At 59.3% G+C, this 22,761-nt stretch carries 20 protein-coding genes; 9 read left to right on the forward strand and 11 right to left on the reverse strand.

The features are described 5' to 3' along the window. Positions 1–33: 33 nt before the first annotated feature. The 5 genes from TX24_RS25480 to sdhC all read right to left on the reverse strand — a co-directional run bounded on the left by TX24_RS25480 (position 34) and on the right by sdhC (position 6,355). Positions 34–2,865: a 2-oxoglutarate dehydrogenase E1 component gene (locus TX24_RS25480; RefSeq protein ID WP_003190008.1), complete on the reverse strand. Its 2,832-nt coding sequence runs from the start codon at positions 2,863–2,865 to the stop codon at positions 34–36. Between the two features lie 261 nt (positions 2,866–3,126). Next, positions 3,127–3,831, reverse strand: coding sequence for a succinate dehydrogenase iron-sulfur subunit (locus TX24_RS25485; protein ID WP_005786573.1), 705 nt, complete (start codon positions 3,829–3,831; stop codon positions 3,127–3,129). An 11-nt stretch (positions 3,832–3,842) separates the two neighbouring features. Beyond that, positions 3,843–5,615 carry a succinate dehydrogenase flavoprotein subunit gene (sdhA, locus tag TX24_RS25490; protein ID WP_034135179.1) on the reverse strand — a complete coding sequence of 591 codons (1,773 nt, stop codon included), beginning with the start codon at positions 5,613–5,615 and terminating at the stop codon, positions 3,843–3,845. Positions 5,616–5,618: 3 nt separating this feature from the next. Continuing rightward, positions 5,619–5,987 (reverse strand): succinate dehydrogenase, hydrophobic membrane anchor protein, encoded by a 369-nt coding sequence (gene sdhD / locus TX24_RS25495; protein WP_003172805.1) that lies wholly within the window; start codon positions 5,985–5,987, stop codon positions 5,619–5,621. Beyond that, the gene (gene sdhC, locus TX24_RS25500; RefSeq protein ID WP_003190005.1) at positions 5,981–6,355 is read right to left on the reverse strand and encodes a succinate dehydrogenase, cytochrome b556 subunit; all 375 of its coding nucleotides are present in this window, start codon (positions 6,353–6,355) and stop codon (positions 5,981–5,983) included. The genes sdhD and sdhC overlap by 7 nt, the downstream gene beginning before the upstream one ends. A gap of 365 nt (positions 6,356–6,720) precedes the next feature. On the opposite strand from sdhC, the gene gltA reads away from it, so the two are divergent. Beyond that, positions 6,721–8,010, forward strand: a complete 1,290-nt coding sequence (gltA, locus tag TX24_RS25505) for a citrate synthase (protein WP_003190003.1) — start codon at positions 6,721–6,723, stop codon at positions 8,008–8,010. A gap of 236 nt (positions 8,011–8,246) precedes the next feature. Here the strand turns inward: gltA and TX24_RS25510 are convergent, their stop codons facing one another. The 3 genes from TX24_RS25510 to TX24_RS25520 form a co-directional block, all read right to left on the reverse strand. Continuing rightward, positions 8,247–9,905, reverse strand: a complete 1,659-nt coding sequence (locus TX24_RS25510) for a cation acetate symporter (protein ID WP_003190002.1) — start codon at positions 9,903–9,905, stop codon at positions 8,247–8,249. After that, complete coding sequence (locus TX24_RS25515; protein ID WP_003190001.1) at positions 9,902–10,213, reverse strand: DUF485 domain-containing protein; 312 nt, start codon at positions 10,211–10,213, stop codon at positions 9,902–9,904. The genes TX24_RS25510 and TX24_RS25515 overlap by 4 nt, the downstream gene beginning before the upstream one ends. Before the next feature lie 232 nt (positions 10,214–10,445). Next, the gene (locus TX24_RS25520; RefSeq protein WP_003189999.1) at positions 10,446–11,297 is read right to left on the reverse strand and encodes a glycine betaine ABC transporter substrate-binding protein; all 852 of its coding nucleotides are present in this window, start codon (positions 11,295–11,297) and stop codon (positions 10,446–10,448) included. A 332-nt stretch (positions 11,298–11,629) separates the two neighbouring features. Between TX24_RS25520 and TX24_RS25525 the strand changes: the two genes are divergently transcribed. Next, positions 11,630–13,183: a glycoside hydrolase family 17 protein gene (locus tag TX24_RS25525; RefSeq protein ID WP_034135178.1), complete on the forward strand. Its 1,554-nt coding sequence runs from the start codon at positions 11,630–11,632 to the stop codon at positions 13,181–13,183. A 106-nt stretch (positions 13,184–13,289) separates the two neighbouring features. On the opposite strand, the gene TX24_RS25530 is transcribed toward TX24_RS25525, so the two are convergent. Further along, positions 13,290–13,658, reverse strand: a complete 369-nt coding sequence (locus TX24_RS25530) for a hypothetical protein (protein ID WP_003189996.1) — start codon at positions 13,656–13,658, stop codon at positions 13,290–13,292. Positions 13,659–13,891: 233 nt separating this feature from the next. Here TX24_RS25530 and TX24_RS25535 point away from each other — a divergent pair, with 233 nt between their 5' ends. Both TX24_RS25535 and TX24_RS25540 read left to right on the forward strand, forming a co-directional pair. Further along, on the forward strand, positions 13,892–15,190 hold the full coding sequence (locus TX24_RS25535; RefSeq protein WP_003189995.1) for a serine protein kinase PrkA: 1,299 nt from the start codon (positions 13,892–13,894) through the stop codon (positions 15,188–15,190). Then, positions 15,183–15,971, forward strand: coding sequence for an MlaA family lipoprotein (locus TX24_RS25540; protein ID WP_003189993.1), 789 nt, complete (start codon positions 15,183–15,185; stop codon positions 15,969–15,971). Before TX24_RS25535 ends, TX24_RS25540 begins: the two co-directional genes overlap by 8 nt. A gap of 56 nt (positions 15,972–16,027) precedes the next feature. On the opposite strand, the gene TX24_RS25545 is transcribed toward TX24_RS25540, so the two are convergent. Next, positions 16,028–16,942, reverse strand: coding sequence for a DUF808 domain-containing protein (locus TX24_RS25545; RefSeq protein WP_003189992.1), 915 nt, complete (start codon positions 16,940–16,942; stop codon positions 16,028–16,030). Between the two features lie 134 nt (positions 16,943–17,076). Here TX24_RS25545 and TX24_RS25550 point away from each other — a divergent pair, with 134 nt between their 5' ends. Beyond that, positions 17,077–17,682: a TetR/AcrR family transcriptional regulator gene (locus TX24_RS25550; RefSeq protein WP_003189991.1), complete on the forward strand. Its 606-nt coding sequence runs from the start codon at positions 17,077–17,079 to the stop codon at positions 17,680–17,682. A 204-nt stretch (positions 17,683–17,886) separates the two neighbouring features. Continuing rightward, entirely contained in the window at positions 17,887–18,345 is a 459-nt protein-coding gene (locus TX24_RS25555; RefSeq protein WP_057711600.1) for an REP-associated tyrosine transposase, read from the forward strand. A gap of 131 nt (positions 18,346–18,476) precedes the next feature. Here TX24_RS25555 and TX24_RS25560 read toward each other — a convergent pair whose 3' ends face one another. Further along, positions 18,477–18,917, reverse strand: coding sequence for a GlcG/HbpS family heme-binding protein (locus tag TX24_RS25560; RefSeq protein WP_020302584.1), 441 nt, complete (start codon positions 18,915–18,917; stop codon positions 18,477–18,479). 256 nt (positions 18,918–19,173) lie between these two features. Between TX24_RS25560 and gcl the strand changes: the two genes are divergently transcribed. From gcl to TX24_RS25575, 3 genes are all read left to right on the forward strand, one after another. Next, the gene (gene gcl / locus TX24_RS25565; RefSeq protein ID WP_003189987.1) at positions 19,174–20,949 is read left to right on the forward strand and encodes a glyoxylate carboligase; all 1,776 of its coding nucleotides are present in this window, start codon (positions 19,174–19,176) and stop codon (positions 20,947–20,949) included. 10 nt (positions 20,950–20,959) lie between these two features. After that, positions 20,960–21,742, forward strand: coding sequence for a hydroxypyruvate isomerase (gene hyi / locus TX24_RS25570; protein WP_003189985.1), 783 nt, complete (start codon positions 20,960–20,962; stop codon positions 21,740–21,742). A 69-nt stretch (positions 21,743–21,811) separates the two neighbouring features. Further along, a complete protein-coding gene (locus TX24_RS25575) occupies positions 21,812–22,702 on the forward strand; it encodes a 2-hydroxy-3-oxopropionate reductase (RefSeq protein ID WP_019820390.1) in 891 nt (296 codons plus the stop codon). Positions 22,703–22,761: the final 59 nt, after the last annotated feature.

A 22,761-nucleotide genomic window follows, 5' to 3' on the forward strand; every position in this document is an offset into this window, starting at 1 on the left:
CCTTAAAATTCGGTTTCAGTCAGCGCGAAGGCGTTAAACAGTGAAAGCATCTTGCAGCAGTTTTTCCTGCTGCTCGGCGTGCATCGACGCATAACCACAGGCAGGTGCAGCAGAAGCATCACGACCGGCGTACTCAAGGACCAGGGCCTTGTTGTGGTTGCCGATGCTGCGACGCAGATGATGCTGGCTGCTGTACCAGGCGCCCTGGTTCATCGGTTCTTCCTGACACCACACCACGTTCGTGAGGTTGGTGTAAGGCGCGATGATCTCCATGAGGTCATCTTCCGGGAACGGATAAAGCTGCTCGATACGCACGATGGCGATGTCTTCGCGGCCTTCGGCACGGCGTTTTTCCAGCAGATCGTAGTAGACCTTGCCGCTGCACAGGATCAGGCGAGTGACCTTGGCGGCGTCCAGCGTGTCGATCTCTGGAATCACGGTCTGGAACGAACCTTGGGCCAGATCTTCCAGGGTCGAAACGGCCAGTTTGTGACGCAACAGCGACTTCGGCGTGAGCACCACCAGCGGCTTGCGCAGCGGACGGATCACCTGGCGGCGCAGCAAGTGGTAGATCTGGGCCGGGGTCGTCGGCACGCACACCTGAATGTTGTGCTCGGCGCACAGTTGCAGGTAACGCTCCAGACGGGCCGAGGAGTGCTCCGGGCCCTGGCCTTCATAACCGTGTGGCAGCAGCATGGTCAGACCGCACAGACGGCCCCACTTGTGCTCGCCGCTGGTGATGAACTGGTCGATCACCACTTGGGCACCGTTGGCGAAGTCGCCGAACTGGGCTTCCCAGATCACCAGCGCATTAGGCGTGGTGGTCGAGTAACCGTATTCGAACGCCAGTACGGCTTCTTCGGACAGGAACGAATCGTACAGGTCGAAACGTGGCTGGCCTTCGTACAGGTTCTGCAACGGGATGTAGGTGCCCGCGTCTTTCTGGTTGTGCAATACAGCATGACGGTGCGAGAACGTACCGCGGCCGATGTCCTGGCCGGTCATGCGGATCGGGTGACCTTCAAACGCCAGGGTCGCGTACGCCATGGTTTCGGCGTAACCCCAGTTGATCGGCAGGCCGCCGGCTTGCATCTTCTGACGGTCTTCGTAGATCTTCGCAACCTGGCGCTGTACGACGAAGCCTTCGGGAATTTCCAGCAGCTTGGCGGACAGTTCCTGCAACGTCTTCAAATCGAACGAGGTATCGTGACGTGCAGTCCAGGTGTGACCCAGGTAGGGGCGCCAGTCAACGAACAGCTCTTTGTTCGGTTCCTTGACCAGGCTTTTCACTACATGCAGGCCGTTGTCCAGCGCGTTGCGGTATTCGTCGACTTTCGCCTGAACACGCGCTTCGTCAACCACGCCGGCCTTGGTCAGGCTTTCGGCGTACAGCTCACGGGTGGTGCGCTGCTTGGTGATCTGCTGGTACATCAACGGCTGGGTGCCGCTTGGCTCGTCCGCTTCGTTGTGACCGCGACGGCGGTAGCAAACCAGGTCGATGACCACGTCGCGCTTGAACTGCATGCGGTAGTCGACAGCCAGTTGGGTCACGAACAGCACGGCTTCCGGATCATCGCCATTCACATGGAGGATCGGCGCCTGGATCATCTTGGCAACGTCGGTGGCGTACTCGGTGGAGCGCGCATCCAACGGGTTGCTGATGGTGAAACCCACCTGGTTGTTGATGACGATGTGAACGGTACCGCCGGTCTTGAAGCCGCGGGTCTGCGACATCTGGAACGTTTCCAGGACCACGCCTTGACCGGCGAATGCCGCGTCACCGTGGATGGAAATCGGCAGCACTTTCTCACCGGTGGCGTCATTACGACGATCCTGGCGAGCACGTACCGAACCCTCGACCACTGGCGAAACGATTTCCAGGTGGGAGGGGTTGAAGGCCATGGCCAGGTGAACTTCACCGCCGGTGGTCATCACGTTGGACGAGAAGCCCTGGTGGTATTTAACGTCACCGGAACCCAGCTCGACCTTCTTCTTGCCTTCGAACTCGTCGAACAGCTCACGCGGGTTCTTGCCGAAGGTGTTGACCAACACGTTCAGGCGACCACGGTGAGCCATGCCGATCACGATTTCCTTGGTGCCATAGGAACCGGAACGCTGGATCAGCTCGTCGAGCATCGGAATCAGGCTTTCGCCGCCTTCCAGGCCGAAACGCTTGGTGCCTGGGTATTTGGTGCCCAGGTATTTCTCGAGGCCTTCGGCCGCGGTCACGCGCTCCAGCAGGTGGCCGCGCACATCGGCGGACAATACCGGACGGCCACGCACGCCTTCCAGGCGGTGCTGGAACCAGTGGCGCTGCTCGGAATCGGTGATGTGCGTGAATTCAGCGCCGATGGTGCGGCAATATGTCTGCTGCAACGCTTCGTGAATTTCGCGTAGGCTCGCTTCCTCTTTGCCGATGAACAGGTCGCCGGCACGGAAGGTCGTATCAAGATCGGCATTGGTCAAGCCGTAATGATTGATCGACAGGTCTGCAGGTGCAGGACGCTGCCACAGCCCCAGCGGGTCAAGCTGGGCTGCCTGGTGGCCACGCATACGGTAGGCCTGGATCAGTCGCAGTACTTCAACTTGCTTCTTCTCATGCTCACTGCTCACGCTGCCGGCGGAAACCGGTTGGGCGCGGCGCTGGTTCTTTGCCAGCAGCACGAACTGATCGCGAATTGTTGCGTGCGATACATCGGTGGCAGCGTTGCCGTCTGAAGACAACGTCTGAAATTTGGTGCGCCATTCTTCTGGCACAGCGTTAGGGTCGTGCAGGTAGAGCTCATAAAGCTCTTCCACATAGGCAGCGTTACCACCTGAAAGATAGCCGCTGTTCCACATGCGCTGCATCACGCTTTCTTGCATGCTTGGTCACCCTCGATTTGGGGACACCACCGGCGAAAACACCGAGTTTGCTTGCAAAAGGCCAAGTGCAGCGACCAAAACAAGCCACTTAGGATCACGCTGATAGTTCGGGTACCAACCCGAATGCCCCTGCTTGTCTCATTTCTTCAAAATAAGAGCCGCGGCTTTGTAAGTCGCTGCTCAAGTTAAAACTACGGCGCCGGTTGAAGCCTGCGCCGCAGCATTTACGGGCACAACGGTCCTGCTTTACTACAACGTCAGTTACACGCCGCTGTGCAGCAGCATGTTACGGATGTGACCAATGGCCTTAGTCGGGTTCAGGCCTTTAGGACATACGTTGACGCAGTTCATGATCCCGCGGCAGCGGAATACGCTGAACGGGTCATCCAGCGAAGCCAGACGCTCGGACGTCTTGGTATCACGGCTGTCTGCCAGGAAGCGGTAGGCTTGCAGCAGGGCAGCTGGACCCAGGAACTTGTCCGGGTTCCACCAGAAGGACGGGCAGGATGTCGAGCAGCAAGCGCACAGGATGCACTCGTACAGGCCATCGAGCTTTTCACGTTCTTCCGGGGACTGCAGACGCTCGATGGCCGGAGCCGGCGTGTCGTTCTGCAGGAACGGCTTAACTTTCTCGTATTGCTTGTAGAAGATGCTCATATCGACGACCAGGTCACGGATAACCGGCAAACCTGGCAGTGGACGAACGATCAGCTTGTTGCCTTTGACCACGGCGGACAGCGGCGTGATGCACGCCAGGCCGTTTTTGCCGTTGATGTTCATGCCGTCGGAACCGCACACACCTTCACGGCAAGAGCGACGATAGGAGAAACCCTCGTCCTGCTCTTTGATCAGTGCCAGTACATCCAGCACCATCAGGTCTTTACCACCGGTATCGACCTGGAACTCCTGCATGAACGGCGCAGCGTCCTGATCAGGGTTGTAGCGATAAACACTGACTTTCAACATGGCAGCCACCCTTAGTAAGTCCGAATCTTCGGTTCAAACGTCGGCACCGTCTTCGGCGAGAAGTTCACGGCACGCTTGGTTACGCGCTTGTCACCCGGGAAGTACAGGGTGTGGCACAACCAGTTTTCGTCGTCGCGATCTTCAAAGTCTTCACGAGCGTGAGCACCACGGGACTCTTTACGAACCTCGGCGGCGATCGCCGTCGCTTCAGCCACTTCCAGCAGGTTTTGCAGCTCAAGGGCTTCGATACGAGCGGTGTTGAACGCCTGGCTCTTATCGTTGATCTTGACGTTGGCGATGCGCTTGCGCAGGTCAGCCAGTTGGGCAATACCCTTCTGCATGTATTCGCCGGTACGGAACACACCGAAGTAGTTCTGCATGCAGTTTTGCAGCTCGCGACGCAGGGTCGCTACGTCTTCGCCATCTGTGCGCTCGTTCAGAGCGTTCAGGCGCGCCAGGGCGGCTTCAATGTTGGCGTCGGTGGCGTCATCGTATTCGATGCCGTCGGTCAGCGCCTTCTCCAGGTGCAGGCCGGCCGCGCGACCGAATACCACCAGGTCAAGCAGCGAGTTACCGCCCAGGCGGTTGGCACCGTGAACCGATACGCAAGCCACTTCACCTACTGCGAACAGACCATGGATGATCTCGTCCTGGCCGTCGGCGTTCTGGGTGATTGCCTGGCCATGAATGTTGGTCGGCACGCCGCCCATCATATAGTGGCAAGTTGGAACCACCGGAACCGGAGCAACTACCGGGTCAACGTGGGCGAAGGTCTTGGACAGCTCGCAGATACCAGGCAGGCGGCTGTGCAGCACTTCTTCACCCAGGTGATCGAGCTTGAGCAGTACGTGGTCGCCATTCGGGCCACAGCCGTTACCGGCGATGATCTCTTTAACCATCGAACGAGCCACAACGTCACGGCCAGCCAAGTCTTTGGCGTTCGGAGCATAACGCTCCATGAAACGCTCGCCGTGCTTGTTGATCAGGTAACCACCTTCACCACGGCAACCTTCGGTCACCAGTACACCGGCGCCGGCGATGCCGGTCGGGTGGAACTGCCACATTTCGATGTCTTGTACCGGTACGCCAGCACGCAGGGCCATGCCGACGCCGTCACCGGTGTTGATCAGGGCGTTGGTGGTAGAAGCGTAGATACGACCTGCACCACCGGTCGCCAGCACAGTAGCCTTGGCGCGGATGTAAGTGGTTTCACCGGTTTCGATGCAGATGGCGATCACGCCGACGAACTCGCCCTTGCCGTTCTTCACCAGGTCAACCGCGTAGTACTCGTTCAGGAACGTGGTACCGGCTTTCAGGTTGCCTTGGTAAAGGGTATGCAGCAGCGCATGACCAGTACGGTCGGACGCAGCGCAAGTACGGGCAGCCTGCCCGCCTTTACCGTAATCCTTGGACTGGCCACCGAATGGACGCTGGTAGATACGGCCTTGCTCGGTACGGGAGAACGGCAGACCCATGTGGTCCAGCTCGAACACCGCGGCCGGGCCTTCCTGACACATGTATTCGATAGCGTCCTGGTCACCGATATAGTCGGAACCCTTGACGGTATCGTACATGTGCCAGCGCCAGTCATCGTTCGGGTCGGCGGAGGCGATGGCGCAGGTGATGCCACCCTGGGCCGATACGGTGTGGGAGCGCGTCGGGAACACTTTGGTGATCACGGCAGTCTTGTGACCGCCCTGGGCCAGCTGCAGCGCAGCGCGCATGCCAGCACCGCCGCCACCAATAATGATGGCGTCGAATGAAATAGTTGGAATGTTAGCCATGAATCAGATACCCCAAAGAATCTGCACACCCCAGACGAAGTAAGCGAACATCGCGACGCCGCATACTGCCTGGAAGAGGAAACGTACTGCAGTCGCGGACTTGCCCAGCGCCATCGGCGTCAGGTAGTCAGTCGCGATGGTCCACATGCCAACCCAGGCGTGAGCGCCCAGGGCTACAAGGGCCAGCAGACTGAAGATTCGCATCGCATTGTGGGAAAACAGGCCGTGCCATTGCTCATAGCCGATGCCCGGGTTTGCGACGAGGTATCCGATCAGGAAAATGAAATAAGCCGCGAGAACGACCGCAGACACACGCTGTGCCATCCAGTCATAGAGGCCCGAACGCGACAGATTCGTTACGCTGGTTACCATATCCAAACTCCTGCCAGAACGATCAGCACCACGGAAATGGCGATGATGATTTTCGAGCCCAGGCGGCCGCCTTCCAGCGTCTCACCGATGCCCATGTCCATGATCAAGTGGCGCACACCGGCTACCAGGTGATACAGAAGAGAGGACAGGAGGCCCCATGCTACGAACTTGGCCAGCGGGCTGGTCAAGCATGCCTTCACCTCGGCGTATCCTTCCTCGGAACCCAGGGATTTGCTCAATGCATAAAGCATGATGCCCAAGCCCAGGAACAGGATGATGCCGGAAACACGGTGCAGGAACGACGTAACGCCGGTGATGGGGAGTTTGATGGTCCTTAGGTCTAGGTTTACAGGTCGTTGGCTATTCACGGCTTTTTTTCACACTGAAGAGCCCCTAACAATCAGGGCAAAGTTGTTGGGGAGTGCGACTGGTCAGGTAAGCACCACCCAGGGAGTGCGACCCCCAATGAAAGCAAGCCCAAAAGCCCTTGGCGGTCGGTGGCCGAGTATAGACAGTTAGGTTACTAATGACAACGCGCACACCTCACCCTAATAGCTGATTGCGCTGGCGGGATAAAAGGCGTAAATGGCAGGCAATTTCGACGAAAAAGTACGGTTAAAGCCTTCTGGCGCAAGACTTTAGGCAAATTGACATCTGGATTTATATCAATATAGTGGTGCGGGCCCTGCGTGGGGGGTCTGTCTGATGATTTGAAGCATAAATAGGAGGCCACATGGCTGACAAAAAAGCGCAGTTGATCATCGAGGGCGCAGCCCCCGTCGAGCTGCCCATTTTAACCGGCACCGTTGGTCCCGATGTTATCGACGTACGGGGCCTGACGGCCACGGGCCGTTTTACTTTCGACCCAGGCTTCATGTCGACCGCTTCCTGCGAGTCGAAGATCACCTATATCGATGGTGATAATGGCATTCTGCTTCATCGCGGCTACCCGATCGAGCAACTGGCTGAAAAGTCGGACTACCTGGAAACCTGCTACCTGCTGCTAAATGGCGAATTGCCAACAGCCGAGCAGAAAGCCCAGTTCGTCAGCACCGTGAAGAACCACACCATGGTTCACGAGCAGTTGAAGACCTTCTTCAACGGCTTCCGTCGCGACGCCCACCCGATGGCCGTCATGTGCGGTGTAGTAGGCGCCCTGTCGGCCTTCTATCACGACTCCCTGGACATCAATAACCCGCAGCATCGCGAAATTTCCGCGATCCGCCTGGTTGCCAAGATGCCGACCCTGGCCGCAATGGTTTACAAGTACTCCATGGGCCAACCCATGATGTACCCGCGCAACGACCTGACGTACGCGGAAAACTTCCTGCACATGATGTTCAACACCCCGTGCGAGATCAAACCGATCAGCCCGGTGCTCGCCAAGGCCATGGACCGGATCTTCATCCTCCACGCCGACCACGAGCAGAACGCTTCCACCTCCACCGTGCGCCTGGCGGGCTCTTCGGGTGCCAACCCGTTCGCCTGTATTGCCGCCGGCATCGCCGCACTGTGGGGCCCTGCCCACGGCGGTGCGAACGAAGCCGTATTGACCATGCTCGATGAAATCGGCGATGTGTCCAACATCGACAAATTCATCGCCAAGGCCAAGGACAAGAACGACTCGTTCAAGTTGATGGGCTTCGGTCACCGGGTCTACAAGAACCGCGACCCGCGCGCCACCGTCATGAAGCAGACCTGCGACGAAGTGCTGAAGGAACTGGGCATCAAGAACGATCCGCAACTCGAACTGGCCATGCGCCTGGAAGAGATCGCCCTGACCGACCCGTACTTCATCGAACGCTCGCTGTACCCGAACGTCGACTTCTACTCGGGGATCATCCTCAAGGCGATCGGCATTCCAACCAGCATGTTCACCGTGATCTTCGCCCTGGCGCGGACCGTGGGCTGGATCTCCCACTGGAAAGAAATGCTCTCCAGCCCGTACAAGATTGGCCGCCCGCGCCAGCTGTACACCGGCTACGAGTCGCGTGACATCACCAAGCTGGAAGATCGCAAGTAAGCACTTGATTGTATGTTTGTAATGAGAACGGCCTCCCTTAGTGGAGGCCGTTTTTGTTTGTGTGGCCTGATCTAACGCCATCGCAGGCAAGCCAGCTCCCACAGTTGACCGGGTTCACACAGTCAACCTGTGGGAGCCGGGCTTGCCCGCGATGAGGCCAGCCCAGGCAACACAAAAGACCCAGGCAAAAAATACCCCAGCCTTACGACCGGGGCATCTCTTATACAGCTGACAACTCAGTGATTAACCGCCCCACTCGCCCCCAGGCCAGTCTGCGAACGCACAAACTGTGGGAAGTACAGCGCGCGCTCTTTCTCTGCCGCCGCCGACTTGTCGGTGATGGAGAAGAACCAGATGCCGACGAACGCAATGATCATCGAGAACAGCGCCGGGTACTCGTACGGGAAGATCGCCTTTTCATGGTGCAGGATCGAGACCCAGATGGTCGGGCCGAGGATCATCAGGCCCACGGCGCTGATCAAGCCCAGCCAGCCGCCAATCATGGCGCCACGGGTGGTGAGGTTTTTCCAGTACATGGAAAGCAGCAGCACCGGGAAGTTACAGCTGGCGGCGATGGAGAACGCCAGGCCGACCATGAACGCAATGTTCTGGCTTTCGAACAGGATACCCAGGCCGATGGCCAATACACCCAAGGCTACGGTGGTGATCTTCGACACGCGAATCTCGTCCTTCTCGTTGGCCTTGCCTTTCTTGATCACGCTGGCATACAGGTCATGGGACACCGCCGAAGCACCCGCCAGGGTCAAGCCGGCAACCACCGCCAGGATGGTGGCAAACGCCACAGCCGAGATGAAGCCCAGGAAGATACTGCCGCCCACCGCGTTGGCCAGGTGCACCGCCGCCATGTTGTTGCCACCGAGCAAGGCGCCCGCTGCGTCCTTGAACGCCGGGTTGGTGCTGACCAGCAGGATCGCGCCGAAGCCGATGATGAAGGTCAGGATATAGAAGTAGCCGATGAAGCCGGTTGCGTACAGCACGCTCTTACGCGCTTCCTTGGCGTCGCTCACCGTGAAGAAGCGCATCAGGATGTGCGGCAGGCCAGCGGTACCGAACATCAGTGCCAGCCCCAGGGAGAATGCCGAGATCGGGTCTTTCACCAGGCCGCCGGGGCTCATGATCGCCTCACCTTTGGGGTGAACCTTGATCGCCTCGGAGAACAGCATGTTGAAGTCGAAGTTGACGTGCTTCATCACCATCAGCGCCATGAACGAGGCACCGGACAGCAACAGTACCGCCTTGATGATCTGCACCCAGGTGGTCGCCAACATACCGCCGAACAGCACGTACATGCACATCAGGATACCCACCAGGATCACCGCCACATGGTAATCAAGGCCAAACAGCAGTTGGATCAGCTTGCCCGCGCCGACCATCTGCGCGATCAGGTAGAACGCCACCACCACCAGCGAGCCACAGGCCGACAGGCTGCGGATCTGGGTTTGCCCCAGGCGATAGGACGCCACGTCGGCAAAGGTGTATTTGCCCAGGTTACGCAAGCGCTCGGCGATCAGGAACAGAATGATCGGCCAGCCCACCAGGAAGCCGATCGAGTAGATCAAGCCGTCGTAGCCGGAGGTGAACACCAGCGCGGAAATCCCCAGGAAGGACGCCGCCGACATGTAGTCACCGGCAATCGCCAGACCGTTCTGGAAACCGGTGATCTTGCCGCCCGCCGCATAGTAGTCCGCCGCCGATTTGTTGCGCTTGGACGCCCAGTAAGTGATGCACAGGGTGGCGCCGACAAACGCGACGAACATCACAATGGCCGAGATGTTCAGCGGTTGCTTGTGCACTTCACCGGTCAATGCGTCCGCCGCCCAAACGGCCGGAGCCAACAGCGAAGCACCGAATAGAGCCAATAGACGCCGGATCATTGCGCAGCCTCCTTGAGAATCGCATTGTTCAGGTCGTCAAATTCGCCGTTGGCCCGACGCACGTAGATGCCGGTGAGAATGAAGGCCGACACAATCAGCCCGACGCCCAGGGGAATGCCCCAGGTAATCGAGGAACCGGGGCTGATCTTGGCCCCCAGTACTTGTGGCCCGTAGGCAATCAACAGGATGAAAGCGGAGTAAAGCCCTAGCATGATCGCCGAGAGAATCCAGGCGAACCTTTCCCTTTTCCTGACCAGCTCCTTGAAACGCGGGCTGTTTTGAATCGAGAGGTAAATGCTGTCGTTCATTGTTTTTATCCTCGCAGCACAGCTTTTTATTATTTTGGAACGTATCCACTGTATGCGGCTGCGCAATGGGTTCCAGACGACCTTAGTAGTAGATCGAGCTTAGCGAGGATTTGTAAAAAATGTAGGAGCGAGCTTGCTCGCGAAAAACGTCAACGATAACGCGTTCATTCTGGATGATCGCGGTGCCTATGCGTTCTTCGCGAGCAAGCTCGCTCCTACAATTGGGGCGGGGTTATTTAGCGGTCCATTCGGCGACGCGCTCGGGGTGCTTGGCTACCCAGTCCTTGGCCGCGGCGTCCGGCTTGGCGCCTTCTTGAATCGCCAGCATGACTTCACCGATTTCATCCTTGGAGGCCCACTGGAATTTCTTCAGGAAGGCCGCGACTTCCGGCGCTTTCTTCTCCAGGCCCTTGCTGCCGATGCTGTTGACCGTTTCAGCAGCACCATAAATCCCTTTTGGGTCGTCCAGGAAACGCAGTTTCCACTTGGCGAACATCCAGTGCGGCACCCAACCGGTGACCGCAATCGACTCCTGCTTGTCTTCGGCACGGGTCAGTTCGGCAATCATCGCCGCACCCGAGCTGGCTTGCAGTTTGTAGTCCAGGCCATATTGCTTGATGGCTTCGTCGGTCTTGAGCATTACGCCTGAACCGGCGTCGATGCCGACGATCTTGTTCTTGAAGGTGGTATCGGTCTTGAGGTCTTCGATGGACTTGGCCTTGACGTACTCCGGCACGATCAAGCCGATCTTGGCGTCCTTGAAGTTGGGGCCGTAGTCGACCACCTTGTCCTTGTTCTTGGTCCAGTATTCACCGTGGGTTACAGGTAGCCAGGCGGAGAGCATGGCATCGAGTTTGCCGGTGGCGACGCCCTGCCACATGATCCCGGTGGCAACCGCTTGCAGTTTTACGTCGTAGCCGAGCTTTTGCTTGATCACCTCTGCCGCCACATGAGTGGTGGCCACGCTGTCGGACCAGCCGTCCACGTAGCCGATGCTCAGGGTCTTGCTGTCGGCACTGGCCAGTGAGGAGCCCATCGCAACTACCAGAGTGGCAGCTGCGCCCAAGAGTCGTCGCATCTTCATAGTACTTCCCCGAAAGTGCTGCGCCCGACGGATGCCGAGCGACGTCAAACTGTTGTTATAGGGTGCACCGCGCCCCCTTCACGCGCATCGATCCGGTTGCTGAGGCATCAGTGGAGTACTGACAGTTTTATCTTCAACCTGCGTAGGCATTTGCCCTGCTCTGTCAGCGACCTTGGTTGAGCAAGAAACGACATCACATCGCCAGTAGGACGCTTTGTAGGCGTTATCGCCAGAATCCCGCCCGAAGTTTGCATGTCAAAATTATGCAGCCGCACTGGGCTGCGGCAAATCCGGGTAAGATGCGCGCCTTTGCTCCCCCAGATAAGCCGACCATGCCCGCGACTGCCCGCTTCCCTGCCCTGCCCTATTTCTTTGCCTTGATCCTCGGCGTGCTTGCCCTTGCCGGCTACTGGTACGGCCTCGGCCGGCCCGTGGTATTGCCGGACGTCGCCAGCGCCAGCCATAAGCTGCAATGTGCGTCCTACACACCGTTCGACAAGGACCAATCCCCGTTCGATCAGCCGTTCAGGTTGCGCCCCGAGCGCATGGACGCCGACCTGGCGCTGCTCGCCACGCGTTTTGAATGCATTCGCACCTATTCCATGACCGGCCTGGAAGCCCTGCCGGACATGGCGCGCAAGCATGGGTTGAAGGTGATGGCCGGGGCCTGGGTCAGCAGTGACCCCGTGGCGACTCAAAAAGAGATCAACGAGTTGATCGCGGCGGCCAACGCCAGCCCGGACGTGGTGACCTCGGTGATCGTCGGCAACGAAGCCCTGCTGCGCAAGGAAGTCACTGCCAAGCAACTGGTGGCGCTGATCCATCAGGTTAAAAGCCAGATCAAGCAGCCCGTCACCTATGCCGATGTCTGGGAATTTTGGTTGCAACACCCGGAAATCGAGCCGGCGGTGGACTTCCTGACCATTCACCTGCTGCCGTATTGGGAAGATGAGCCATCCGGCATCGACCAGGCGCTCAAGCACGTGGGCGATGTGCGCCAGACCTTCGGCCATAAATTCGCGCCCAAGGACATCGTGATCGGCGAAACCGGCTGGCCCAGCGAGGGTCGCCAGCGCGAAACCGCCGTGCCCAGCCGGGTCAATGAAGCCAGGTTCATGCGTGGCTTCGTGGCCATGGCCGAAGCCAATGGCTGGCGCTACAACCTGATCGAAGCCTTTGACCAGCCATGGAAGCGCGCCAGTGAAGGGGCTGTGGGCGGTTACTGGGGGCTGTTCGATGCAGACCGTCAGGACAAAGGCGTTCTCGCAGGCCCTGTGACCAATGTGCCGTACTGGCCGCTGTGGCTGGGCGTCGGCGGGCTCATCCTGCTTGGCACCCTGGTGCTCGGCGGCCGCGTTCGCAGCCCGCGCTCTGCGTTAATACTGCCATTGCTCGGTGCCGTGGCGGCATGTTCCATCGGCAGTTGGGCCGAACTGACCCGCGTTACCGCGCGCTTCAACGATGAATGGGTATGGGCAGGCTTGCTGGTGGTGTTGAACCTGCTGGTGCTGGCGCACGCCGCCCTGGCCCTCAGCGCCCGGGAAGGCTGGCGTGAGCGCGGGTTCCACTGGCTGGAGCAGCGCGCCGGCTGGCTGGTGGCAATCGCCGGGTTTGCCGGTGCGGTGATGATGCTGGCGCTGGTGTTTGACCCGCGCTATCGCAGCTTCCCAAGCGCAGCGCTGGTGCTGCCGGCCCTGGTGTACCTGGTACGCCCGGTAACCGGGCCGCGTCGGGAGATTGCATTGCTGGCCTTTATCATCGGTGCCGGCATTGCGCCGCAGTTGTACCGTGAAGGGCTGTTGAACCAGCAGGCCTGGGGTTGGGCAGTGGTCAGCGTGCTGATGGTTGCGGCTTTGTGGCGTTGCTTGCGAGTGCGCAAGGCTTGACACCGCTATCGCAGGCAAGCCAGCTCCCACCGTTGATTGGGTTCACACATTTCTATCTGTGAGCACGGTCAACTGTGGGAGCTGGCTTGCCTGCGATGAGGCCACATCAGGCCCCGCGCGGCTTCCTGACCAACCGCAACCCCGCAATCACCACTGCAAACACCGCAAACGTCGTGTTGTACAACGCCAGCGCCGGCAACCCGAACACCAACCCCACCACCGCCAACGCCCACCCCGCACGCCCCGGTACAAAAAAGCCCAGCACTGAGGTGATCAACGCCGCCCACCCCAGCAGCTTGAAATGAATCATCAAACCCAAATTCGAACGCACCTGGCACTCCCAGCGGCTGGCCTCATCCGCACAGATGCCAACCCATTGCCCATCCTCCATAAAGCCATAGCGTGCGGCATAACTGGCAACCAGCCATAACGGCAGGGCAATAAGCAGCAGAATCAACGGCAAACGACGGGACATGGGGCACTCCGATAGGCAAAAACGGCGCCCAGCTTAATCCCACGGCGGCCGTTAGCAAGGTGTTCGCACAGATATCTGTTCAACAAAGCATGGCAAAGTGTATCGTCTCGCTACTATTACCCCGATTCCGACGTTTTTTCCGACTTTTCGTGCCGAGTGCTGGCACTTCGGTGACAAGGCGGTGGTCATAGCCTGCGAACTTCATTCAGCCCGTTCCTCTTAGGGATTTAGTCATGCTCCGTTCCTTGCGCTGTGCTGCCTTGCTGGGCAGCCTATTTTTGAGTGCGTCAGCACTGGCCGTCGATATCGACCAAGCCAGCTATGGCTACCCTTTGACCAACCCGTTCGAAGCGACCATCGCCACCACACCTCCCGATCTGCGGCCAACCCTGCCGACCGATGACGAGATCAACCAGTCCGACTACACCCTGACGATGCGCCCCGAGCGCGAGTTCAGCCTGCCGGACAATTTCTGGGCGGTGAAGAAACTCACCTACCGCATTGCCAAGCAGGACCGCGCCGCGCCTTTGATCTTCCTCATCGCCGGCACCGGTGCACGCTTTGACAGCAGCATCAACGAATACCTGAAAAAACTGTATTACCAGGCCGGCTACCATGTGGTGCAGCTGTCCTCGCCGACCAGCTTCGACTTCATCAGCGCCGCTTCGCGCTTCGCCACCCCGGGCATCACCCAGGAAGACGCCGAAGACATGTACCGCGTGATGCAGGCCGTGCGCGCACAGAACGCCTCGTTGCCCGTGACCGATTTCTACCTCACCGGCTACAGCCTGGGCGCCCTGGATGCGGCGTTTGTCAGCAAGCTGGACGAGACCCGCCGCAGCTTCAACTTCAAGAAAGTGCTGCTGCTCAACCCGCCGGTCAACCTCTACACCTCGATCACCAACCTCGACAAGCTGGTACAGACCGAGGTCAAGGGCATCAACAACAGCACCACTTTCTATGAGTTGGTGCTGAGCAAACTGACACGTTACTTCCAGCAAAAAGGCTACATCGACCTTAACGATGCCCTGCTTTATGACTTCCAGCAGTCCAAGCAGCACCTGAGCAATGAACAGATGGCCATGCTGATCGGCACCTCGTTCCGCTTCTCGGCCGCCGACATTGCCTTCACTTCGGACTTGATCAACCGACGTGGCCTGATTATTCCGCCCAAGTACCCGATTACCGAAGGCACCAGCCTCACGCCGTTCCTCAAGCGTGCCCTGCAGTGCGACTTCGACTGCTACCTCACCGAACAAGTGATCCCAATGTGGCGCGCGCGTTCCGATGGCGGCAGCCTGCTGCAACTGATCGACCAGGTCAGCCTCTACGCCCTCAAGGACTACCTGCGCGACAGCCCGAAAATCGCCGTGATGCATAACGCCGACGACGTGATCCTCGGCCCTGGCGACCTGGGCTTCCTGCGTAAAACTTTCGGCGATCGCTTGACCGTCTACCCGCTGGGCGGCCACTGCGGCAACCTTAATTACCGCGTCAACGCCGACGCCATGCTGGAGTTCTTCCGTGGCTAAATATCTTCTGCTGCTCGCCGCACTGATGTGCGCAGGCGTGGCCAATGCCGACAACAGCAAGGCCCAAGAACCCGTCAAGGTCGATGCCGACGGCTTCAAGGAGCCGCTGACCAAGCTCAAGTTCAACCCAGGCTTGGACCAGCGCGAATTCGAGCGTTCCACGCTCACCGCGCTCAACGTCTACGACCCACTGGAGTCGTGGAACCGCCGCGTGTACCACTTCAACTATCGCTTCGACCAGTGGGTGTTCCTGCCGGTGGTGAACGGTTACCGCTATGTCACGCCGAGCTTTCTGCGCACCGGCGTGAGCAACTTCTTCAACAACCTGGGCGATGTGCCTAACCTGATGAACAGCTTGTTGCAGCTCAAGGGCCACCGCTCCCTGGAAACCACCGGGCGCCTGCTGGTCAACACCACCATTGGCATCGCGGGCCTGTGGGACCCGGCCACCGCCATGGGCCTGCCGCGCCAGAGCGAAGACTTCGGCCAGACCCTGGGCTTCTACGGTGTACCGGGGGGTGCTTACCTGATGCTGCCGATCTTCGGCCCGTCGAACCTGCGTGACACCGGCGGCCTGCTGGTGGACTACAGCGCCGAATCGCAGATCAACTTCCTCAACGTGTCTGAAGTCAGCTCCAACCACCCGGAAGTCTGGGCCCTGCGCGCCGTGGACAAGCGCTACCAGACCAGCTTCCGCTACGGCCAGATGAACTCGCCATTCGAGTATGAGAAGGTGCGGTATATCTACACCGAATCGCGCAAGTTGCAGATCGCCGAGTAAACAGCAGCGATAAAAAAAGGCCATTCGATTGAATGGCCTTTTTTATGCCTGCGGTTTCACCCTCGCAGTGCTTTCCAACCTTTACCTGCCACGCTGACCACTGCAAGGACGACAGCGCCGGCAATGATCCCCGCTACCGCATTAAGCAGCGTCGGCATCAGCCACGCGAACGCGCCGGTGCTCTGGCTCACGGTTTCGATCCAATGATGCACCACAGGCACGCCATGGGTGAGGATGCCGCCACCGACCATGAACATCGCCGCGGTGCCGATCACTGACAGGCTCTTCATCATGTAGGGGGCCGCGCTCAGGATCGCGCCGCCAATACTTCGCGCCACCTGACCCGGCTTCTGCGTCAACCACAGCCCCAGGTCGTCGAGCTTGACGATACCGGCCACCAATCCATATACGCCGATGGTCATGACAATGGCGATACCCGACAGCACGATCACCTGCTGCGTGAGCTGCGCGTCGGCGACGATGCCGAGGGTGATGGCAATGATTTCGGCCGACAGAATAAAGTCGGTACGGATCGCGCCCTTGATCTTGTCCTTCTCGAACGCCACCAGATCGGTTGCCGGGTCGGCTACCGCCTCAGTCAATTGTGCGTGTTCGGCCTGGTCTTCTGCCTTGCTGTGCAAGAATTTGTGGGCGAGTTTTTCGAAGCCCTCGAAACACAGATAGGCGCCGCCGAGCATCAACAGCGGTATCACCGCCCAGGGTGCAAAGGCGCTGATCAACAGGGCCATCGGCACCAGGATCAATTTGTTGATAAACGAGCCCTTGGCCACCGCCCACACCACGGGGATTTCCCGCTCGGCGCGCACGCCGGAGACCTGCTGGGCATTCAGCGCAAGGTCATCGCCGAGCACGCCCGATGTCTTCTTGGCGGCCATTTTTGTCATCAGCGCGACGTCATCGAGTACCGCGGCGATATCGTCGATCAACACCAACAAGCTGCTTCCTGCCATGAACCGGACTTCCATTAGAGAGAGATGGCGCGAGCATAACGCGGCGCAAGGCCTTGTGGGCAGATTGTTGAGGCCTGCGGATGGCCGGTGCTACCATGCGCAACCGCCTGTCATGGCAAGGAAACGTCTGGTTTATGAGCAGCATTCGCGAGCGCAACAAAGAAAAAATCCTGCGGGCGGCGAGCGAGGAGTTTGCCGATAAGGGCTTCGCCGCGACCAAAACCAGCGACATCGCCGCCAAGGCCGGGCTGCCCAAGCCCAACGTCTATTACTACTTCAAGTCCAAGGACAACCTCTACCGCGAGGTGCTCGAAAGCATTATCGAGCCGATCCTGGCCGCCTCTACGCCGTTCAATCCCGACGGCGAGCCCAAGGAGGTGTTGAGCAACTACATCCGCTCCAAAATCCGCATCTCCCGCGACCTGCCGTTCGCCTCCAAGGTGTTCGCCAGCGAAATCATGCACGGCGCCCCACACCTGAGCGCCGACCAGGTTGAACAGCTCAATGCCCAGGCCAAGCACAATATCGACTGCATCCAGAGCTGGGTTGACCGTGGCCTGATCGCAGCGATAGACCCCAACCACCTGATGTTCAGCATCTGGGCAGCCACCCAGACCTATGCCGATTTCGACTGGCAGATCTCGGCAGTGACCGGCAAGGCCAAGCTGGATGAAGCCGATTATGAGGCGGCGGCGCAGACGATTATTCGGTTGGTGCTCAAGGGGTGTGAGCCGGATTGATAGACCGCGCAGAGGCTATCGCAGGCAAGCCAGCTCCCACATCGTCCAGCGTCGTACACACTATGTATGAACACCGCAAAGCCCCTGTGGGAGCGGGCTGCCCGCGATAGCGCCCTCCCAGAAACATCCTGCCAAAAGCTCACAGAACAGCCTCAGCCACCGAGATCTAGCCTCTCAGAACCCCATCTGAAGAGAGGCCAAGGAATGCCTGATCTACCTGCTTCAAAACGCCTGCGCATCGGCCGCTATAACGAATCCAACCGCATTTACCTGCTCACCACAAACACCCTTGAACGTGAGCCCATCTTCACCGACTTCAGACTCGGCCGTCTGGTCGTACACCAATTCAGGATCGCTCAATGTAAAGGGCTCGCAACCTCATTGGCCTGGGTAGTAATGCCTGATCATTTCCATTGGCTTGTTGCTCTGGAGAAAGGTTCGCTTGCCGACTTGATGCGACAAGTGAAGTCCAAGAGCACCCGAATTGTGAATGCGGTGGCTGGCCGCCAAGGTCGCCTCTGGCAACCGGGTTTTCATGATCATGCCGTGCGTCGCGAGGAAAGCCTTGAGGGGATTGCACGCTACATCGTAGCCAATCCACTCAGGGCCGGGCTGGTAAAGAAGTTTGGCGACTATCCGCTGTGGGATGCTATTTGGGTTTGACTGTAGACCGAGTCGACTGCATCGCAGGCAAGCCAGCTCCCACACTGATTGGATTCACACAGTTGGATTTGTGAACACCGCCAATGTGGGAGCTGGCTTGCCTGCGATAGCTTACTCACAGTCAGAACGATTCAAGCCGACACCCCCGCATCCGCCATCAACCCCACTCCCTCTATCGCGGTGATCGCACACTGCTCGTCAATATCGGACGTGTCCCCGCTGATCCCGATCGCGCCCAGCACCATGCCGCTCTGATCCCGAATCAACACCCCACCCGGTGCCGGCACGACGCTGCCCTGCCCCAGGCTGTTCAACGCCGCGATAAACGCCGGGCGCTGTTGGGCGTCCAGCGCCAGCAAACGTGAACCCTTGCCCAGGGCGATGGCGCCCCAGGCCTTGCCGATGGCGATTTGCGGGCGTAGCAGGCTGGCGCCGTCTTCGCGTTGCAGGGTGACCAGGTGGCCGCCGCTGTCGAGCACCGCGATGGTCAGCGGCGCAGCCGAAATGGTGCGGCCTGCGGTGAGGGCCTGGGTGGCCAGTTGGGTGGCGAGTTTCAAGGTTAAAGCGCTCATAGGTGCCGTCCTTATCTTGTTATGGGTAAAGCGGTGAGGTCTGTTTGATCAGATGCTCGATCACACAAATAGAACACAATGATATTTGTTTTTGTATACAATATTTCCCAACAAAGGCTCCATACGTCGAAAAAAGCGCTTCCGACGAACGCAAAGGTCAGTTTACGAAAGGCATTGACCAACGCCGCTCGCCGTGAATACACTTTGGACAGACACCACTTGTATACAATTACAAAACGCAAGAGGCACCAAAACCATGAGCAAAATGAGAGCAATCGAAGCCGCCGTCCTGGTGATGCGCCGTGAAGGTGTGGATACCGCCTTCGGCATCCCAGGCGCCGCGATCAACCCGCTGTATTCGGCCTTGCAGAAGGTGGGTGGCATCGATCACGTCCTTGCTCGCCACGTTGAAGGCGCCTCGCACATGGCCGAGGGCTACACCCGCACCAAGGCCGGCAATATCGGCGTGTGCATCGGCACATCCGGCCCGGCAGGTACCGACATGGTCACCGGCCTGTACAGCGCCTCGGCCGACTCGATCCCGATCCTGTGCATCACCGGCCAAGCCCCTCGCGCCCGGATGCACAAGGAAGACTTCCAGGCCGTGGACATCACCAGCATCGTCAAACCGGTGACCAAGTGGGCAACCACGGTGCTGGAACCCGGCCAAGTGCCTTACGCGTTCCAGAAAGCCTTCTATGAAATGCGCTCCGGCCGCCCGGGCCCGGTGCTGATCGACCTGCCGTTCGACGTACAGATGGCCGAGATCGAATTCGACATCGACGCCTACCAGCCGCTGCCTCTGGCCAAGCCGCTGGCGACCCGTGTGCAGGTGGAAAAAGCCCTGGCCCTGCTCGATGCAGCCGAACGCCCACTGCTGGTGAGCGGTGGCGGCGTGATCAACGCCGACGCCAGCGAGTTGCTGGTGGAGTTCGCTGAGTTGACCGGCATCCCGGTGATCCCGACCCTGATGGGTTGGGGCACGATCCCGGACGACCACCCGCTGATGGTGGGCATGGTCGGCCTGCAAACCTCGCACCGCTACGGCAACGCCACGATGCTCAAGTCGGACGTGGTGCTGGGCATCGGCAACCGCTGGGCCAACCGTCACACCGGTTCGGTCGAGGTGTACACCGAGGGCCGTAAATTCATTCACGTCGACATCGAGCCGACCCAGATTGGCCGCGTGTTCACGCCGGACCTGGGCATCGTTTCCGACGCCGGCTCCGCGCTGACAATGTTCATCGAAGTGGCCCGCGAGTGGAAAGCCGCCGGCAAGCTCAAGGACCGCAGTGCCTGGTTGCATGACTGCCAACAGCGCAAGGCCACCCTGCACCGCAAGACTCACTTCGACAACGTGCCGGTCAAGCCGCAGCGCGTGTACGAAGAGATGAACCAGGTGTTCGGCAAAGACACCTGCTACGTCAGCACCATCGGCCTGTCGCAGATTGCCGGCGCGCAATTTCTGCATGTGTACAAGCCACGTCACTGGATCAACTGCGGCCAAGCCGGCCCATTGGGCTGGACCATTCCGGCAGCGCTGGGCGTGGTCAAGGCCGACCCGAGCCGCAAAGTGGTGGCCTTGTCGGGCGACTATGACTTCCAGTTCATGATCGAAGAACTGGCGGTGGGCGCGCAGTTCAAGCTGCCGTACATCCACGTGGTGGTGAACAACTCTTACCTGGGCCTGATCCGCCAAGCCCAGCGTGGGTTCGAGATGGACTACTGCGTGCAGCTGTCCTTCGACAACCTCAACGCCCCGGAACTCAACGGCTATGGCGTCGACCATGTGGCGGTTGCCGAGGGCCTGGGCTGCAAGGCGCTGCGTGTGTTCGAGCCAGGCCAGATCCAACCGGCCTTGCGCCGCGCCCAAGAGATGATCGAAGAATTCAAGGTGCCGGTGATCGTTGAGATTATTCTGGAACGGGTGACCAATATTTCCATGGGCACCGAGATCAACGCCGTCAATGAATTCGAAGATCTGGCCCTGGTCGGCAACGATGCGCCGACTGCCATTTCCCTGCTCGATTAAGGAGAACCCTATGCCGCGCTTTGCTGCCAACCTGTCCATGCTGTTTACCGAACAGGATTTCCTTGCTCGCTTCAAAGCGGCTGCCGATGCCGGTTTCCAAGGCGTGGAGTACCTGTTCCCGTATGAATTCAGCTCTGCCGACATCAAGGCGCAGCTGGACGCCAACGGCCTGACCCAGGTGCTGTTCAACCTGCCAGCCGGTGACTGGGCCAAGGGCGAACGCGGCCTGGCTTGCCACCCGGACCGGGTCGAGGAGTTCCGTGCCGGGGTCAAGCTGGCTATCGCCTATGCCCAGGTATTGGGCAACACCCAGGTCAACTGCCTGGCGGGTATCCGGCCACAAGGCGTTGATGACGAGACCGTAGAAAAGACCTTCGTCGCCAACCTCAAGTACGCCGCCGAAAAGCTGCAGGCAGCGGGTATCAAGCTGGTGATGGAGATGATCAACACCCGCGACATTCCGGGCTTCTACCTCAACAACACGGCGCAGGCCCTGTCGATTCGCGAGCAAGTGGGCAGCGCCAACCTGTTCCTGCAATACGACATCTACCACATGCAAATCATGGAAGGCGACCTGGCGCGGACCATGGCGACGCACCTGGGCGAGATCAACCACATCCAACTGGCGGACAACCCAGGGCGCAACGAGCCAGGGACCGGTGAGATCAACTACCGCTTCCTGTTCGAGCATCTGGACCGCATTGGTTACGCGGGTTGGGTCGGCTGTGAGTACAAGCCGTTGACCACCACCGAGGCGGGTTTGGGTTGGCTCAAGACCCATAACGCCATCTGACAACAGACACGACACCAAACAATGTGGGAGCTGGCAAGCCAGCTCCCACATTAAAAGAGGATTTTGATCATGGCTAAAATCGGATTTATCGGCACCGGCATCATGGGCCAACCCATGGCCGCCAACCTGCAGAAAGCAGGCCATCAACTGTTTCTCTCCGAACATCACGGCAAGGCACCGGCTGAACTGATCAGCGCCGGCGCCGTGGCCCTGGCCAACCCGCAACAAGTGGCCCAGGAAGCCGAGTTCATCATCGTCATGGTGCCCGACACCCCACAAGTCGATGACGTGCTGTTTCGCGCCGACGGCGTGGCTGCGGGCCTGTCACCGAACAAGGTGGTGATCGACATGAGCTCGATCTCCCCGACCGCCACCAAAGCGTTCGCCGCCAAGGTCAACCAGGCCGGCGCGCAGTACCTGGACGCCCCGGTGTCCGGTGGTGAAGTCGGCGCCAAGGCCGGCACCTTGAGCATCATGGTCGGCGGCGAACCGCAGACTTTTGAACGCGCACTGCCGCTGTTCCAGAGCATGGGCAAGAACATCACCCTGGTGGGCGGCAATGGCGATGGCCAGACCGCCAAGGTGGCCAACCAGATCATCGTTGCCCTGAACATCCAGGCGGTGGCCGAAGCGTTGTTGTTCGCCTCCAAAAACGGCGCCGACCCAGCCAAGGTGCGTGAAGCGCTGATGGGTGGCTTTGCATCGTCCAAGATCCTGGAAGTGCACGGCGAGCGCATGATCAAGGGCACCTTCGACCCGGGTTTCCGCATCAACCTGCACCAGAAGGACCTGAACCTGGCATTGGCCGGCGCCAAGGAACTGGGGATCAACCTGCCGAACACCGCCGGCACCCAGCAAGTGTTCAGCACCTGCACCGCAATTGGCGGCGGCAACTGGGACCACTCGGCACTGATCAAGGGCCTGGAGCATATGGCGAACTTCTCGATTCGCGAAAAATAACCCACACCGCTGATCGTTCCCACGCTCCGCGTGGGAATGCCTCTTGTGACGCTTCGCGT

The organism is Pseudomonas lactis (assembly GCF_001439845.1).
Classification (GTDB): Bacteria; Pseudomonadota; Gammaproteobacteria; order Pseudomonadales; family Pseudomonadaceae; genus Aquipseudomonas; species Aquipseudomonas lactis.